This is a genomic window from Paenibacillus sp. JJ-100 (genome assembly GCF_948329825.1).
Taxonomy (GTDB): Bacteria; Bacillota; Bacilli; order Paenibacillales; family Paenibacillaceae; genus Paenibacillus.
Window position 1 is genome coordinate 939,006 of record NZ_CAOJCM010000002.1, and the last position, 16,647, is coordinate 955,652.

Here is a 16,647-nt window from a genome sequence, read left to right on the forward strand (position 1 = left end):
CTCAGGCGCCTAGGCCTGAAATTTATTTTTTAGTAGAGTCGAGATCCGAGGGTCCGAATGCCCATGGGAGCAATTCAGCAACTGTTGTCTCTAACAAGTCACCCTTCAAATTACCCAAAATGACCTTCATGTTCGGATCACACAATTCATACATAACTTGACGGCATACACCACAAGGAGCAATCGGCCCTTCGGTATCACCAACGATTGCCATTGCCTTGAAGCTGCGTGGTTTATGCCCCCCAGCTACAGCACTAAACATCGCAGTTCGCTCAGCACAATTACCTGGCGTGTATGCAGCATTCTCAATGTTACATCCATGATGAACATTTCCTTCCCTATCCAGCAATGCCGCCCCTACCCCAAAGTGGGAATATGGCGTGTACGCCTTAGTACGTGCCTTAATTGCTTCCTGCATTAACAAACCATTATCCATTATTTTTCTCTCCCTTTGGGGTTGTATAATATGCGGATCATTTAGTTAAGCTGATTCTGGCGTTAAATTATACTGGGAACTTCGATGACAGAAAAGCTTTTGATGGCAGTTATCCTCATAAAAGTCCGAGCCAGGCAAGCACTGGTTTAAAGAAAACGAAACATCCAACGATGACGGCGAACACCGCAGCAAGTAATACTGCTCCAGCCGCGGTGTCTTTTGCCGCTTTTGCGAGCGGATGAATATTGGGCTGTGCCAGGTCAACAGCGGCTTCTACGGCTGTATTCATCAGCTCGGTAATGAGAACTAAGAATACTGCAGCCAGCACAAACATCCAATCTGTTCTCGAAATGTGGAAGAAAAATCCAGCTACACACATCAAGATGGCAACTCCTGTGTGAACTCTAACATTCCGTTGAGTTCGTAAGCTGTATGCGATTCCTTCCAGAGCATTGAGGAATACCAGACCCCAGGAGCGCCTTTTCATTATCGTGTCAACCCAGCTTGGGCGAGGACAGCTTCCTGTTTGCCCATCATTTCTGCCTCACTTGCCTCATCCTGGTGATCATAACCAAGCAGATGCAAGAAGCCGTGGACAAACAAAAATCCAAGTTCACGTTCGAATGAATGTCCGAACTCCTCACTCTGCAGTATAGTCCGCGGAACGGAAATGATAATGTCACCCAGAACATCCGGTAACTGTTCCATCTCTTCGTCTTCATCGAGCTCATAGATGATGTCCAGCTCTTCATCTACCGTTTCATTCATTGCAAAAGACAATACGTCTGTAGGACGATCGATGCCACGATAATCACGGTTGAGTTCATGAATCTGCTCATCATTAACAAAGGTGAGTGCTACCTCTCCCTCTGTGATCCCTTCGGCTTCACCAGCCAACGCCAGTAATTGCTCCAACATTGAAATCATTGGCTCTGTAATTTCTCGATCCTGTTGTTCATTATTCCATGCGAGGTTAAGACTCATTCATCCCTAACTCCTGTCTACTCTTAATATTGATTAGCCGGCTTCGGGGGACGTCGGCTTAGTTTTTTTAATCTCTTCCGGATATTCGATCCTGGAGTGAAAAATACCCATGACAGTTTCCTTCAGTGTCTTGGAGATCACATCTAACTCGCGCATCGTAAGATCACAATCATTGAACTGATGATCATCCAGTCGACCTTTAATAATCTTTTCAATCATAGACTCCACCTGCTCTACAGTGGGCTTACGCAACGAACGAACGGCTGCTTCAACACTGTCTGCAATCCCTACAATGGCCGATTCCTTGGATTGCGCCTTAGGCCCCGGATAACGGAAATCCTCTTCGGTGAAATCGGGTTCAATTCCCGCTTCTTCCGCTTGGCGCAAGGCTTTGTGATAGAAATAGTGAAGGAATGTTGTACCATGGTGCTGCTCAGCTATATCCCGAATCGGCTTGGGCAGCTTGTAGTCCTTCTGCATTTCTACGCCATCCCTTGCATGGGCAATGATAATGGACTTGCTCAGCTTGGGATCAATGGAATCATGCGGGTTCTCCATATTGTTCTGGTTTTCTATAAAATAGACGGGACGTTTAGTCTTCCCAATATCATGATAATACGATCCTACACGACATAGCAATCCGTTCGCACCGATGGCCTCAGCCGCCGCCTCGGATAGATTACCAACCATAACACTGTGATGATAGGTACCCGGCGTCTCGGTCAGCAGCTTGCGAAGCAACGGGTGATTCGGATTCGAAAGCTCAACCAGTTTAAGTGCCGATAGAATACCAAATGACGTTTCAAAGAATGGCATCAGCCCAATAACCAGAATAGCTGTCAGCACGCCGCCTGCAAAGGCATACCCGATCCCGTACAGGGTGGTTGTACGATTCCAATCGCCTGCGTCAATCAGAGCTAGTGTAAAGACCGCCAATGATCCAAACAGACAGACCATAATAGCACCTTTCAAAATGGTTGATCGCTGACTCGCTCGGTGTGTCGCAAAAATGGCCACAAACGATACAGCAACCGCAAAGAAGCCAAGCTCAAAATCGAAAAGTTGCCCCTGGTGAATATTCAGAATAATACTGGACAATAATCCAATCAGTATCGAACATACAAAAGCAAGCGATGTATCCAGCAACAGAGCAATCAACATAGCTCCTACTGCAACGGGTGCAAGAAAACCGATAAACGGACGCTCATTCGTCTGAATTAGAGCTGTCACGTGCATAACGACAATCGTAATAATAAAAATGAGAACAAGCATAAGCAGCTGAGCATTGTTGTATTTGAAGTGCGTCCCACTACCTTGCTGGATAAACATTAAAATCGCTGCTGACAACATGCATGAGAACAAAAGTAACCCGAGCTGCGGCCAATAGTTGACCTCATTTTTAAGCAGACCATTCTCATCAAGCAAAGCATATATTTCCGGGGTAATAACCTCACCCTTAGAAATGAGCGGCTCTCCTTGTTTGATAAAGACAGTTGGCGTATTTTCACGCGCTTGTACTTTCGCTTCTTTGGTTCCCTCTTCATCATAAAAGCGGTTAGCAGTGACTACCAGCCGCGTCAGCTCCTGTACGACTTCACGCTGTGTGCGTTTGCCAAGAGAGCTTGCACTCACCATCTCCGCCACTTTTGCCCGCGCTATAGTAGCCTCACTGACCTGGTCTGTCATCAGTCTCGCTACAATATCTCTTGCTACTGGCTTCATTTCTTGAATATCATCTGAAGTCAGGCGCGAGATTTTAATGTACGTTTCTTCAGGGATTCGGTAACTTTGTTCCTGCACCACATTTCGAATCTCTTCCAGCAGTGTGTCGGAGTATGTACCTGTTTTCCGATTGTTATTAATAAAATTTGAGACAAAGTCTCTCTGACGCTGCGGGATCTCGTCTCGATAAATATCGATTTTATCCTGACTTGAGATTTGATCGTCCTGATTTAGTCGATCTATACGATCCAATAACGTTGTCATTAAATTCTCGTTACGCATCTGTACGATCTGAAACATAGGCTGAACACGTTCGGCAGCTTCTTCCTGTGCTTTCAACGTAGCCTTGTTATTCGGAATCTGCATGGGCGCGACAATATTCACTTCACTGCGCGTCCCCTCCTGGATATCGTACCGCTCAGGTAACAGTTTGGAAGAGAGACTCACGTAAAAGAGAATCACTAAAAACAAAAAGAGAAGATAGCGTGCCCACACGCTATACTTCCATCCTGTCGCTCTATTCTGAAAAGATTTGCCTTTTGACATTTCTTTCGAGGTCACTTTAGACAATCCCTTTCTATACTTGATTTTCTGCGGCGTGGTTGTATGCCACAATGATTTTTTGGACGAGGGAATGACGCACAACATCCTGCTCGGCGAAATAGACAAATCCAATCTCCTGAACTTCGCTCAGAATGGTACTCGCTTCCACAAGTCCTGATTTTTTACCACGCGGTAAATCAATCTGTGTCACATCTCCGGTAATAACCATTTTGGAACCAAAACCAAGACGAGTCAAAAACATTTTCATCTGTTCAGGCGTTGTATTCTGTGCCTCATCCAGAATGATAAAGGAATCATCCAGTGTGCGCCCGCGCATATATGCCAAAGGAGCGATTTCAATCAAGCCACGTTCCAATGCCTTCGCCGTCTGTTCCTGCCCCATAACGTCGTAAAGCGCATCATAAAGTGGTCTCAAGTAAGGGTCTACTTTTTCCTGCAGATCACCTGGCAGGAAACCCAGACTTTCCCCTGCTTCAACTGCAGGCCGTGTCAGAATGATTCGTTTGACACTCCCCTCTTTAAGCGCGGCAACAGCCAGTACAACAGCCAAATAGGTTTTACCAGTTCCGGCAGGACCCACACCGAATACGATATCCCTTTTTTTAATTGTGGTTACGTAGTGTTTCTGTCCAACTGTTTTTACACGAATCGGCTTACCCCGATAAGTTGTCGTTATTTCGCCTTTGAACAGATCCAAGAGTTGGTCTGCACGCAAATCTTTAGCAAGCTCGATTGCATACAAGACATCTCTTTCGGTTAACACATACCCGTTACGGATTAATTCCAGTAACACATTGAATAATTGTTCAAGTGATTCCACGTGCCTCACAGTACCAAAGATATTAATCTCTGCTTCGCGTGAAGCAATCTGGGCAGGAATCTCCGATTCAATCAGGTTAAGAAAAATATCTTGGGGTCCAAATAAAGCTTGCCCCTCTCCCGCACTTTGGAGCGAGATTTGTATGCTACGTGTTTGCTCTGACAAATATACTCATTCTCCTTGACTATGGACTAGCGGAAGTTCTTCCGCGATGTTTTCTTCTACTTCAAATAATACTTTCATATAAACTTTACCATTCTCTTTCTTCTCATGCAAAATTTTTTCACTTAAAATTTTTGTGCCCTTACCGTTTTTGGCCAAAATATCATTTCGGGCCCCTTCTAATCCTTTCGTTTTGGCCCACGCCACACTCTGCTCCTCTTGATGAAAACTCGTTTCCATGTCCTTTTCTGTCATCCATCCCATTGGTAATTGAAATGAGCGCCAAGTTAAAGGTTTATGATAAGTCTCTGTATCGTATGAACGGAAGGGAGTGCTCCCATATCCCCACAATTGAATCGCCCAATCACCAAGCACCACATAAAACCTCTCCTTACTTTCCCCTGTCATCGTTTGATGTTTCTGGATCAGAGGAACCTGAATATCATATTCCCTCCAGACCATTCCTCGCACTTCACCTTTGGCAACAACCGTTTTGGTATTTTCCTCATCACCAAGAATACCCGAGATCAGAACTTGTCCTTTCTTGACACGCATGTCCTTTTGCACAACAGGTCTTCCTTGTTCAGCATAAATCTGCGTAATAACCGCATCAGACTTACTAATCAAATGCCTAGGGTTTTGCAAAGGTTCACGCGTAGGTTGTGCCGACTCGACGACCTGAATGGTAACACTTGTCCCCTCTTTCGTTACACCAATCCAGGTCACGTTCGGTAACGCTAGTGCCAGCTGTTTGGAGAGCTTGTCCTGACTTTTCATTCGGAATCCCCATTGAAACGGGTAGATTCCTTCCTTTTTAGCTGCAGCGAGCACCTCGTCAGTCGGAATTGTTACATTCCCTTTGACTTCGACATTCCAAACCATCGATGACAGAGCAAATAGGGCCGCCACAAAAAACAGCATACCTCCAACAAAAAACTTTCGACGGAGCAAGCGGGCCATAAAAAATGGAAAACCACTGCGGTGAGTAATTTTCACTCTGCAGCCTGTCCCTTTAATAATAGGACGCAGCCTGAAAAAATGCGGAAGCAAAATATTCATCTCCGCCTGGCGTCCATCATGCGCACGCAAGTCCCACACATTCAGTCTCTGCTCTGTAATCATGTTGATTAACGTCTCAATGTCTCCGCCTGTAACCGTGATTCGCAATGTTCCCCGCAATTTGTACAGACTAGGCTGCTTCATTCGTTCCCCTCCACTCCATTCATATGAATATCCAGAATTGTACCTTCCACAGCGACTTCATCTGGCATAATGTTGCGTATAACCAACGTGCTTCCTTTGATCTCTAATTGGCCTTGTGACAAGGCAAGTACGATGCGATCCGGTGAGAAATGGATAACACCGCGGTGGTTTTCTATATACAGCTGTTTACTGCCGATCAGGGTTAACCGTGGCATATCATAAAGCACATCCTGCGGCAGATCCAACACTTCACTGGTCCATCTGCGCAGCTTGCGGCTGATCCGGGTCATTCGAAGGTCTTCCCCCTTCCTCTACAGTTCAACTTATGCTCTAATTCAGTGAATTATGAGGATTCGGTTAGAGGTTGGCGTACATATTTTGCTAAAAATAAAACAACACAAAAAAAGCCTCTCTGGTGACATGTACTCACCAGAGAGGCTTCATTTGATCTTCAACATATAATGGACCACTTACCGTCGTCTACAACTTTCCTCTCGTACCAAAAGGCTGTTTTGAACGAGGAGTACCCAATACTTCTGCCCAAAGCACGCCTGTTCGGATATCCTCCGGACGAAGGCGTGAAGCCCCTGAACTTGTTGCATCTGTACTATTGGATTCAGATAGGGAACTTGCTGATGAGATACGATTCAATCTTTCCTGAATCATTCGCTGTTGTTCTTCCATCTTACTCATCTGCTCATCCACAGAGCTCCGCATGTTACTCAGCGATTGTTCATCTCTAAATTCATCTCCTGAAAGAGATGAAGCGGCTGGTTCGGAGTACGGCTGGTCATAACGCTCATCATATCTGTCATCATAACGTTCATCGTCATAGCGTTCATCGTATTGCTCTTCATAACGTCGATCGTCCGGTGCAGAAGTCTGCTGTGGAGAAGAACGCCTCTCGTCTTCACCGCCAAACGTTGGCATCCCATTGCCAGGACGTTTCTGGTTCGGATTTGCTGACTTCCCCAGCTTCCCAAGGAATGAAAAGAGAGCAAACCCGACAATCGCTACAACATACAGATTATTAAATATCCATTCGAATAGGCTCATCTACGCTCACCGCCTATCTTCCGTTTTTGGAATCACCTTGATCGCTGGAATTGGAACCTTCAGCTGGTTTTCCCAATGTGCTGCGCATTTGAGTATCCGCTTCAATGTTTTTCAGGTTCATATAATCCATTACACCAAGTTTACCGCTGCGCAACGCTTCAGACATTGCAAGTGGCACTTGAGATTCAGACTCAACGACACGTGCTCTCATCTCAACAACGCGTGCTTTCATCTCTTGCTCTTGGGCGACGGCCATCGCACGACGTTCTTCCGCTTTTGCCTGTGCAATACGCTTATCTGCTTCAGCTTGCTCGGTTTGCAGGAACGCACCAATGTTTTTACCTACGTCTACGTCGGCGATATCAATGGACAGGATTTCAAACGCAGTACCTGCATCCAAACCTTTGGACAATACCGTACGAGAGATCAAATCCGGATTTTCCAAGACATCTTTGTGAGAGTTCGAGGAACCGTTCGTACTTACAATACCTTCGCCGACACGAGCAATAATGGTTTCTTCACCAGCACCACCGACGAGTCGATCAATGTTGGCACGAACCGTAACTCGTGCTCTAACTTTAACTTCAATACCATCTTTGGCAACCGCAGATACGATTGGCGTTTCAATAACACGTGGGTTAACACTCATTTGAACGGCTTGCAATACATCGCGACCTGCGAGGTCAATAGCCGCAGCACGTTCGAATTCAAGTGGAATGTTGGCACGTTGTGCAGCAATCAAGGCATTGACAACACGGTCAACGTTACCACCAGCGAGGAAGTGACTTTCCAATTGGTTAATATTCAGACCCAGACCCGCTTTCGTTGCTTTGATCAACGGGTTAACGATCCGGCTAGGTGTTACACGTCTCAATCTCATCGCGACCAGTGTAATAATACCAATCCGTACCCCTGACGCAATGGCCGAGATCCAGAGCATCACCGGGAAGAAGCTGAAGAATACGCTCAAGACGATAATAGCCAGCACCGCGATGAGCAAAATTGTAATCATTGGATCCATAGATTAAATTCCTCCGTTTGCAATATGTTTTTTTGTAAAAGAGAGCATCAGAACTGACGCCAGTTAATCCGCTGCTGAAACATTATTCCACCACATTGCGTGCAGCATAGCAATAGGTTATGTATCAAGCCGAAGCGACAGGATCACTCCGGCAACTGCAAAATTACACCGGCAAAGCCTGTTGTACCACGATTCGGGTACCTTCGGCTTTGATAACAATTACAGGTGTATCCGCAGGAATGAAAGCACCATCTGTAACTACATCGACTCGCTCACCATCAAACATCGCCGTCCCCGCTGGGCGAAGCGGTGTCAGACTGATGCCTTGCAAGCCAATCAGCTCTTTACGCTCTGTTGCCGAGGAATATCCACGATCAGCAGATAATTTTTCACTTAATATAAATCGATTCCATATCCCTCTGTCCTTGAAGATGACAGCAATGATAGCAATCACTACTAAGGCAGCTCCAAAGGCAATACCGAGGGAGACAAACGCATCACTCGTGTCATAAGCCGCCCTAACAACTCCAGCCACCAGCGCAATGGACCCCAAAATACCCAGAATACCAAAGCTCGGGATAAACATCTCCAGAATCATCATGACAAGGCCGACTGTAAATAATACCCACGTCTCTGCTCCGGCAAACCCCGCAATATAGTTTCCAGAGAAATACAGAATAAAACATACAATCCCTACGATTCCCGGAACGCCGAATCCAGGTACAATCAACTCAATAATGACACCGGCAATACCAAGGAACAGTAACACTGTCATCACAATCGGATTAGTCAAAAAGGTAGAAATGTTCTCTGCAGCAGTGCGCTCTAGTTTGAATACATCGCTCTGACTAAAACCAAGCCAAGCCGCTGCTTCCTCGGGTGTGTTACTGATATGATCCGCGTAACCCACTTTCAGCGCTTCCTCGGCTGAGAGAGCGATAATTTCACCTTTTTGCTTTGTTTTGTTAATTTCCGGCATCTCCACAACCATATTAACGTCGGTCATGCCAGCCGCAATCTGACCATCCCGACCGCTCTTTTCAGCTGCTCCTTGCATCTTACTCTTCCAGAAAGCAACTAGTTTAGGATCGTCCACATGTTTGCCCGAACTGTCTACCATAGCTGCAGCACCAATCATACTGCCTGGTGACATCACGATCTTATCTGCATTCAGCGCAAGAAAACTCCCAGCAGATGCAGCATCTCCCCGAACAAACGCCAACGTTTCAATCGGGCTGTTTTTAATCATCGTGCCTAGAGCATCTGCCGTATCCACACGGCCGCCCGGCGTATTGATGTCAAGAACGATCAAACCCGCATTCATTTTCTCCGCTTCCTTGAATCCGCGTTCCATGAATTTGCCTAATCCCTGCTCGATCGGTTTGTCAACCGGAATAACATATACGGCGCCGCTTTTCTCAGCTGCATGCGCTGACGGTATCCCAATCCAGACAGGAAGCAAAAGCGTGAGCAGCATCAAGAGCATCATCGACCCCGTAAGCTTCTTCCGGCGCTTTCCCTTCACAATAGCCCCCCCTTTTCCGATAATGTTATATTGTCCAGCTTATGGTATTTATTACGTACAATGCAACATTACGTTTCAAAAACTTAAAATTATATTTGAATGGAAATGCAATTGCAAGAAAAATATACCCATATTCAAGTTTAAAACCCATTATTTATACATTATTATGTATATTCAGTGAAAAGAGCGCCTCGCCCTTATTAACATTTACTACTGCTGAGCCTGTAACAGATTTTTACCGTCAAATCTCCATGCAGGTCGCACTAGAAAAACACCCCCTGACAAGTCAGGAGGTGTTTATTGAATTAGCTTTATTGCAGAAATTGTTGAACTGCTTGATTTACCAGTTTGCCGTCCGCTCTGCCTTTAACTTTCGGCATAAGGGCCGTCATCACTTTCCCCATCTCGGCTTTCGAAGAAGCACCGGTTTCCTGGATGGTCTGCTGTACAATAACTTTAATTTCTTCTTCGGTAAGCTGTGCAGGAAGGTACTGGATGAGTATTTCAATTTCCGCTTCGGCATTCGCCACAAGATCATCGCGGCCTACTTTGCCAAATTCTTGGAGGGCATCTTTGCGCTGTTTGATTTCACGACTCAGGATATCAAGCACTTCGTTGTCATCCAAATCTCTTTTCAAATCTATTTCAAGATTCTTGATCGTCGAACGAATCAACCGAATAGTGGAGAGTTTGAACTTGTCCTTACTCTTCATCGCTTGCTTCATATCTTCGTTCAATCGTTCGCTAAGATTCATGTAGTTAAAATCCTCCTAAAACTTTCTCTTACGAGCAGCCTCGGACTTTTTCTTGCGCTTTACGCTTGGCTTCTCATAATGCTTACGTTTCTTCACCTCAGCCAAGACGCCATCTTTAGCGATGGAACGTTTAAATCGACGAAGTGCAGCATCAATAGTCTCGTTTTTGCGAACTTTAGTTTCAGACACCAGTTTTCCCTCCCTCCGACCAGACCGTCCAAGAGCAATAACACGGTTCATCATCTTCCATTATAGGCGAAAGGCAATAAAAGTGTCAACCTTAACGTGATCCCTTAATATTAGCTGAGCTACAAAAGTTTTTCAAGTACAAAAACAATTTTATAGCTTCATTAACATCATAACGCACACTTATTTGTGTGAATCAGACAAACTTGTGAGTGCACCGAGTCTGGTTCCGCCCAGCACATGGTAGTGCAAGTGATGCACCGTTTGCTCGCCATCTTTGCCACAATTGTTAATCAAGCGATATCCTGATTCCTGCACACCTAGACGTTTGGCCGCCTCTTGTGCAGCTGCGTGAATCTCACCAATCAAAGGCAAATCTTCTGTAGTTACATCATTCATGGAAGCAATATGTTTCTTTGGCACGACCAGCACGTGTGTTGGGGCCGCAGGCTGAATATCATGAAAAACGATCACATGCTCGTTCTCCAGTACTTTGTTGGAGGGAATGGTGCCCTCTACAATTTTGCAAAATAAGCAGTCCATCGTACAATCCCTCCTTCCTATATCTTCAAATTATGTACACCCTTATATCATACTAAAAGTAAAATCGTACGTCCAATGCCGATCCGACAAATCAATCTCTGAATAGTAAATATTGCTAACAAGCACAATTCACCTTTTATAGATCCAATGTTCCCTTAAATCTTAGCCTAATTGTATACAGAGTAGGTCAAGAATATGGACACGACACGTGGTTTACTTTTAGAAAAAAAGCCATACCACATAGCAAGGTTCTCATTGCTGAGGTATGGCTTCTTTGGACAAGTTGTAAATTCAATTCAATTGATTTAATTGATTTAATTTTCCTAAAAACTGATGTAAAAACAATGTTAAGAATCCCTATTGCTTAGTAGTATGGCAGCAAAGTTAATGCAGTCAGGGCAAACAATGGCAGAACTAGTCTGTTAAAGCGTCTGCGTCCATATCCATAATAAGGATACGGCCCTGGGTAACCGTAACCAGGATAAAACCCACGAGCATGCGTCATCGGATATTGAACACCAGGCATCATATTTGGAGCTGCATTTGCATGAGCCCCCATGACTTCATTGCCAACTGGTACTGCCAAATAGATCATCTCATCATCCACGTTCTCAATAATGCCATCATAATATGAACCGTCATTCATCTGTATACATACGTAACGATGGATGTGATCCTTACACAGTTTCTTTGCTGCTACTTTATCCAATCCTAACGCCTCCCCATTCAACTCTTCTTCACCCTTTATCGTATTCAGAACTGGGCGAATTGACACTGCAGAAGAGAAGTTTAGAAATGGAATCAAAAAAGAAGCCCCTCGTGAGCGGTCTTCCGTAGAAGTCCGGCTACGCGGACATCTGCACAGGAAGCTTCCTGGACAGATGTCCGACGAGGGGCTTAAACAAGTTGTCGGCTTAACTGTATTATAACAGCACGATGAACCTGTATCTGTGATGAAACTCACTCGTGATCAGAGTAGATCGAAAAAAGGATACTTTTACAATCATATCCACTTACACATTAAAGGCTAAAGCCCTACAAGCTTTCCATCACAACTCTCGATCCTGCACCCGCATCCCCCGCCGGAATCACAACAAGTTTGCGCTGCAAACGCGCACGCAGTTCAGGTACGTGACTGATGATCCCCACCGCCAGCCGATCGTCATGCAGCTTTTCCAGTGAGGTAATCACCGTATCCAGCAGTTCCGGGTCCAGTGTGCCGAACCCTTCATCCAGGAAGAAAAATTGAAGCGGATACTGTCCACGTAACTGAATCTGAGCGGATAATGCCAAGGCCAATGATAGTGAAGTCAAGAATGTCTCTCCGCCGGATAATGTAGACACCGGACGTCTTACACCGCCATTGGCATCGTCACAAATAACAAAACCGCCTCCTGAATCCACTTCAAGGGAGTATCTCTGCTTGGTCAGGAAACGCAAGCGCTGAGAGGCCGCATGACTCACCTGCATTAGTTGCTCTTCTGCAATGTATTCGACAAATGCATTGCCCCTGAACGCACTCTGTAGCTTGCTGAGTAACTCGCCCTGATGACTGATCTCCAGCCGTTTCGTCTCCAGCTCCGTCCAGCGAACATGCCGTTTCTGCACATCTTCGAGATCCCGCTCAGCACGAGCTTTCGCTTGCAGCGCTCTCTCATCCTCAAGTCTCGCCTCTTTTAATCGTTCAGTGCACGCCGCCCACTGTTCTTCGGTAATAACCGCACCATCCAGCTTCTGTTCTAACTCACGCAACTGAGACGCAAGTTCACGCTCTCGTTCGCGGTGATGCTGAATCTCTTTCTTGAGCTGTTCAGCGTCCTCTGCAGCCATTGCTGCTTGTGTAACCGCAGTATCTGTCTCAAACGGAGACTGCTCGAGTAGCCGCACCCAGCGCTCCTGTGCCTGTTCCAGATGTTCTGCTGCCGAAACCACAGCCTGTTGTGTCATGACGTCGCGCTTTACCGACTCTTGCTTCTGCGCATCTGCTTGTTTAAAACGTTGTGCAGCTTCCTCTGCAGTCTTGCGCAGTTCGTGCAGACGAGCTTGGGTCCCGCGGATCAAATCTTCCACCCGCTGCGCACCAACCCACTGACGCAGACGTTCTTCTTTGTCCGCAAGCTGCTTGCTGACGCCTTGCCATTCCGTCTGCCACTGGATCAGCTGCTTGTCCAATTCCACCAGCTTCTGCTGCAATGATTGGACAAGCTGCTCTTTCTCCTCAAGGAAGGTCACGCTTTTGGCCAGACGTTCCTTGATGTCTTCGGCGCGTGCATCGCGCTCCTGCATCGCTTGATAGAGGCCAGCGGCCTCGGCTTGGTCGATGTCAGGCAGTTCCGCGGCCCAGCGGCTCTGCAATGCAGCCGCAGCGGCTTCGCTCTCGGCCAGCTTGCGCTCCGCCTGGGCGAGACCGGCACGGCCGGCCTCCTGCGCAGCTGCCGCTTCCATGCGGCGCTGCTGCGCGCCCGAAGCCGCCTGCTGCAACGCGGCGGCTTCGCCTTGCAGTGGCGCTGCTGCGCTAGCCAGCGCCTGCGCGGCTTCGCGCAGCGCAGCGGCACGCGCTGCCCAGCCTGCCGGAGATCGCCCCTCCTCGGGCGATCCGGCAGGCTCGGGCTCCGCAGCCGCAGGCGCGGCCTCGGCAGCGGCCAGGGCATCGCCGGCCGCAGCGCCAAGCTGCGTCAGCAGGCTGCGACGTTCGTGCAGCTGCTGGCGCAGCCCGAAGCGCAGCTCCTGCAGCTCCGCGTGCAGGCTGCGCAGCAGTTCCAGGTCCGCATCGTCTGCGTGCGGACCTTCTCCCGGCGACGCAGCCGGGAGGGGGTGGTGTGCGGAGCCGCACACCGGGCACGGCTCACCGTCGCGCAGCTCGGCGCGCAGGGCGGTGGACAGCCGGTGCAGCTCCTGCTCACGCATCGTGCTGCGCAGCTGTTCCTCCGCCCGGGCGAGCAAGCGCTGTTCGCGGCTGACATCCTGCTCACAAGCAAGCAACGCCTCAAGATCTGCTGACGCCTGTTCTATCAATTGCTGACGCTGTTCAGCCAGTCGTCTCTCTTCCTCGGCCGCGGCTTGTAGCTTCGCCGCGGCTTGTTCTGCAGACTGCTGATATGTCTGCATGTCCGTTTTATGCTGCTTCACCTGCTCAGAAGCTGTGTCGATCCGGTGTTTCAGTTCTAGCGCTGCTTGTAGCTGTCTGCGTTCGTCGGATTTCACTTCGTTCGGCTTGAGACTCTCCTGCAATTCCTCACGCCGCTTACGTCCTCGCATTTGGAGTTCCTGCTCCTTATCCAGATGCTGCTTCAACGTTTCCTGTTCAACTTGCCCTTTCTCCATCAGCTCCGCAAGCTTCGAACAATCGGTCTGCAAAGCATCACGTTCCCGTTGCAACTCCTTGGCTTGCTCTAATTGGTCAAGACGCAGGAGCAATTTGGGCTCTTCTGCTGCAAGCTCCTGCCGGGCCGATTCTGCTTTTTCGGATTCTTGCACAGCCAAACGTTCATGCGCCTCTGCCTGTTGCCGGGCTATTTCTGCCTCTGTCTTGCGCTGCTTCCACATTGTTGAAGCGTCACGTACCGTCTGAAGCGCAGGCAACATCATTTCAGCTGTCCCCGAGAGCTTCAAACGTTCTTCATCCGCTTCAATCTGTCCTGCTTTGGACTGAAGTTGCTGCTGCTCTGCGATTCGTGCTTGTCGTTCCTGACTCAGCTCACGAATTCGGCTGAATTGTTCCGCTTCCTTCACCGCTGAATCCAGCACTTTTCGTGATTCTTGTGCATGCAGAACGGCAGCCTGAAGCATACGTTTCGTTTCTTCAAGCATTTCTTTACTCGCATTGCCCAGACCTTGTTGTTCCGCAGCAAGTGCCTGATGGGCCATGTCGTTATCCTTAACCCGGCGACTTAACTTCATTGCCAGTTGGTCTCCGTATTTCTCCAGATGAAAGAGCCGCTGAAGCATCTGTCTCCGCTCACTACCTTTTAGTGAAAGGAACTCGGCAAATTTCCCTTGCGGCAAAACAACCGCCCTTGTGAAATCATCCATTTTCAGCCCAATCACATCTTCAACACACCGGTTAACTTCGGCCAATTTATCGGCGAGCACCTGATCTTCCCCATCAATCGTCTCGATAAATTTGCTGACCGTGTTGCTCACGGACACATCATTATTACGTTTAAAGCGCCGTTCTACTCGAAATCTCCGGGTTCCGCCGGCCGAAGCTAACTCAAATGTAAAAGCAACCGAAAGTGAATCTTCGGCATGATTCATAATGCCCTGTGTACCATTAACCGCCCGTTCCACTTTGCCGTACATCGCAAGGGTTATCGCGTCGAGTAAGGAAGATTTACCGCTGCCGGTAGGCCCGAAAATACCAAAGAGCCCCGTCTCGGTCAGCACTGTAAAATCAATCTCCTGCATCTCACGATAACTTTGCAGACCTGCGACTTTCAGTAAAATCGGCTTCATCTGCCTTCCACCTCCTCGCGTACACCTGGCTCATCTTCGTCCACAAGCTCCAGGAACAACTGTACGAGGCTGTCTTCTGGTTGTGCTCCGCCGGTTTGACGCTGATAAAATTTGCGGAAAAGTTCATGTACAGGCAGCTCGGAGCGCTGCTCCATAAACCCGGCAGCCTCCATCTCCGGATACACCGGACGAATATGAATGATACCTTCATGAGCCTTGCGCAACTGCTGAATCTCTTTGAGTGACATGGCATCCTCCAGCCAAACCTCCATATCAATGAAAGCTTGTGAGTCACGTCCTTCATCCAGCCAGCGATACACCTCAGCGAGCCCCCCTCTCGCTTTCCATCGAACGAGCGGTTTGCCTGAGGTCAGCAGCACTTCTTCCACTTGTGCCGTTCCGCCCGGTGTCAGATCGACCATCGTAATCGATTTACTCTGTCCCGCTTCCGAGAAGCTATAAGCTAGCGGAGAGCCACTGTACCGAATAATACCGTCACCTTTGACGGCTTGTGCCCGATGCAGATGTCCCAGAGCGGTGTATTGTGCCCCTGTAGCCAAGGAAGAAGGATCTACAGTGTAAGCTCCGCCAACCTGGATAGGCCTCTCCGAATCGCTCTCCACTCCACCCAGTACATAGATATGACTCATCGCGAGGTTCACTGTATCTGGACGAAAGGAGGAAGTGAGCCGCTGCATTAACATACCCACTCTGCGACTGTATGCTTGACGAAGTATATTCTCATCCCCATCAGTCGTTAACAGCTCATTTAATCTCGCTTCTGATGGGTAAGGCAGAGCCGCAATATGAGCAGTCTCTCCTGTTCGACGTGTATGAATCGTGACAGCTTCTGATACCGGTGTACCTACCAGTGTAATCCCCTGTCTGTTTACAAGCGGAGTCACCGAGGCTACACGCTCAGGTTGATCATGGTTACCTGCAATAACAACGAGTGGTCTGCCTTGCTCCGTCAAACGTGCTGCCGCCTCATAAAACAGCTGCTCTGCCGAGGCAGGCGGGTTCACCGAATCGTACACATCCCCAGCCATTAATATGGCATCAGCCTGCTGATCATCAGCTAATTTGACAAGTTCATCGACAAAATCCTCCTGTTCACGAAGCCTGCTTCGTCCCTCAAGCGTTTTCCCCAGATGCCAGTCTCCCGTATGCAAAATACGCATCGTCCGTTACACCTCTCTTCCCTATGTCTCTCTG

General features: G+C 48.0%; 16 protein-coding genes. All 16 read right to left on the reverse strand.

Going from position 1 to position 16,647, the window contains the following annotated elements:
- Positions 1-22: 22 nt before the first annotated feature.
- The gene (locus PQG66_RS10850; protein ID WP_272037683.1) at positions 23-436 is read right to left on the reverse strand and encodes a cytidine deaminase; all 414 of its coding nucleotides are present in this window, start codon (positions 434-436) and stop codon (positions 23-25) included.
- A gap of 115 nt (positions 437-551) precedes the next feature.
- On the reverse strand, positions 552-923 hold the full coding sequence (locus PQG66_RS10855) for a diacylglycerol kinase family protein (protein WP_272037684.1): 372 nt from the start codon (positions 921-923) through the stop codon (positions 552-554).
- The gene (ybeY, locus tag PQG66_RS10860) at positions 923-1,420 is read right to left on the reverse strand and encodes an rRNA maturation RNase YbeY (protein ID WP_272037685.1); all 498 of its coding nucleotides are present in this window, start codon (positions 1,418-1,420) and stop codon (positions 923-925) included. Before ybeY ends, PQG66_RS10855 begins: the two co-directional genes overlap by 1 nt.
- 33 nt (positions 1,421-1,453) lie before the next feature.
- Positions 1,454-3,703 carry an HD family phosphohydrolase gene (locus PQG66_RS10865; protein ID WP_272037686.1) on the reverse strand — a complete coding sequence of 750 codons (2,250 nt, stop codon included), beginning with the start codon at positions 3,701-3,703 and terminating at the stop codon, positions 1,454-1,456.
- Between the two features lie 16 nt (positions 3,704-3,719).
- Positions 3,720-4,691 carry a PhoH family protein gene (locus PQG66_RS10870; protein ID WP_272037687.1) on the reverse strand — a complete coding sequence of 324 codons (972 nt, stop codon included), beginning with the start codon at positions 4,689-4,691 and terminating at the stop codon, positions 3,720-3,722.
- A 6-nt stretch (positions 4,692-4,697) separates the two neighbouring features.
- Positions 4,698-5,891 (reverse strand): sporulation protein YqfD, encoded by a 1,194-nt coding sequence (gene yqfD / locus PQG66_RS10875; protein ID WP_272037688.1) that lies wholly within the window; start codon positions 5,889-5,891, stop codon positions 4,698-4,700.
- Entirely contained in the window at positions 5,888-6,181 is a 294-nt protein-coding gene (yqfC, locus tag PQG66_RS10880) for a sporulation protein YqfC (protein ID WP_272037689.1), read from the reverse strand. Before yqfC ends, yqfD begins: the two co-directional genes overlap by 4 nt.
- Positions 6,182-6,371: 190 nt before the next feature.
- Positions 6,372-6,947 carry a hypothetical protein gene (locus tag PQG66_RS10885; protein WP_272037690.1) on the reverse strand — a complete coding sequence of 192 codons (576 nt, stop codon included), beginning with the start codon at positions 6,945-6,947 and terminating at the stop codon, positions 6,372-6,374.
- A 13-nt stretch (positions 6,948-6,960) separates the two neighbouring features.
- Entirely contained in the window at positions 6,961-7,968 is a 1,008-nt protein-coding gene (floA, locus tag PQG66_RS10890; RefSeq protein WP_272037691.1) for a flotillin-like protein FloA, read from the reverse strand.
- 163 nt (positions 7,969-8,131) lie between these two features.
- Positions 8,132-9,457, reverse strand: coding sequence for an NfeD family protein (locus tag PQG66_RS10895; RefSeq protein WP_272038142.1), 1,326 nt, complete (start codon positions 9,455-9,457; stop codon positions 8,132-8,134).
- Positions 9,458-9,804: 347 nt separating this feature from the next.
- Positions 9,805-10,248, reverse strand: coding sequence for a GatB/YqeY domain-containing protein (locus tag PQG66_RS10900; protein WP_272037692.1), 444 nt, complete (start codon positions 10,246-10,248; stop codon positions 9,805-9,807).
- 15 nt (positions 10,249-10,263) lie between these two features.
- On the reverse strand, positions 10,264-10,437 hold the full coding sequence (rpsU, locus tag PQG66_RS10905) for a 30S ribosomal protein S21 (RefSeq protein WP_005547957.1): 174 nt from the start codon (positions 10,435-10,437) through the stop codon (positions 10,264-10,266).
- 180 nt (positions 10,438-10,617) lie between these two features.
- Entirely contained in the window at positions 10,618-10,977 is a 360-nt protein-coding gene (locus PQG66_RS10910) for a histidine triad nucleotide-binding protein (protein ID WP_272037693.1), read from the reverse strand.
- Positions 10,978-11,341: 364 nt separating this feature from the next.
- Positions 11,342-11,686, reverse strand: coding sequence for a hypothetical protein (locus PQG66_RS10915; RefSeq protein ID WP_272037694.1), 345 nt, complete (start codon positions 11,684-11,686; stop codon positions 11,342-11,344).
- A 326-nt stretch (positions 11,687-12,012) separates the two neighbouring features.
- Entirely contained in the window at positions 12,013-15,432 is a 3,420-nt protein-coding gene (locus PQG66_RS10920; RefSeq protein WP_272037695.1) for an SbcC/MukB-like Walker B domain-containing protein, read from the reverse strand.
- Complete coding sequence (locus tag PQG66_RS10925; protein ID WP_272037696.1) at positions 15,429-16,613, reverse strand: exonuclease SbcCD subunit D; 1,185 nt, start codon at positions 16,611-16,613, stop codon at positions 15,429-15,431. The genes PQG66_RS10920 and PQG66_RS10925 overlap by 4 nt, the downstream gene beginning before the upstream one ends.
- Between the last annotated feature and the right edge of the window lie 34 nt (positions 16,614-16,647).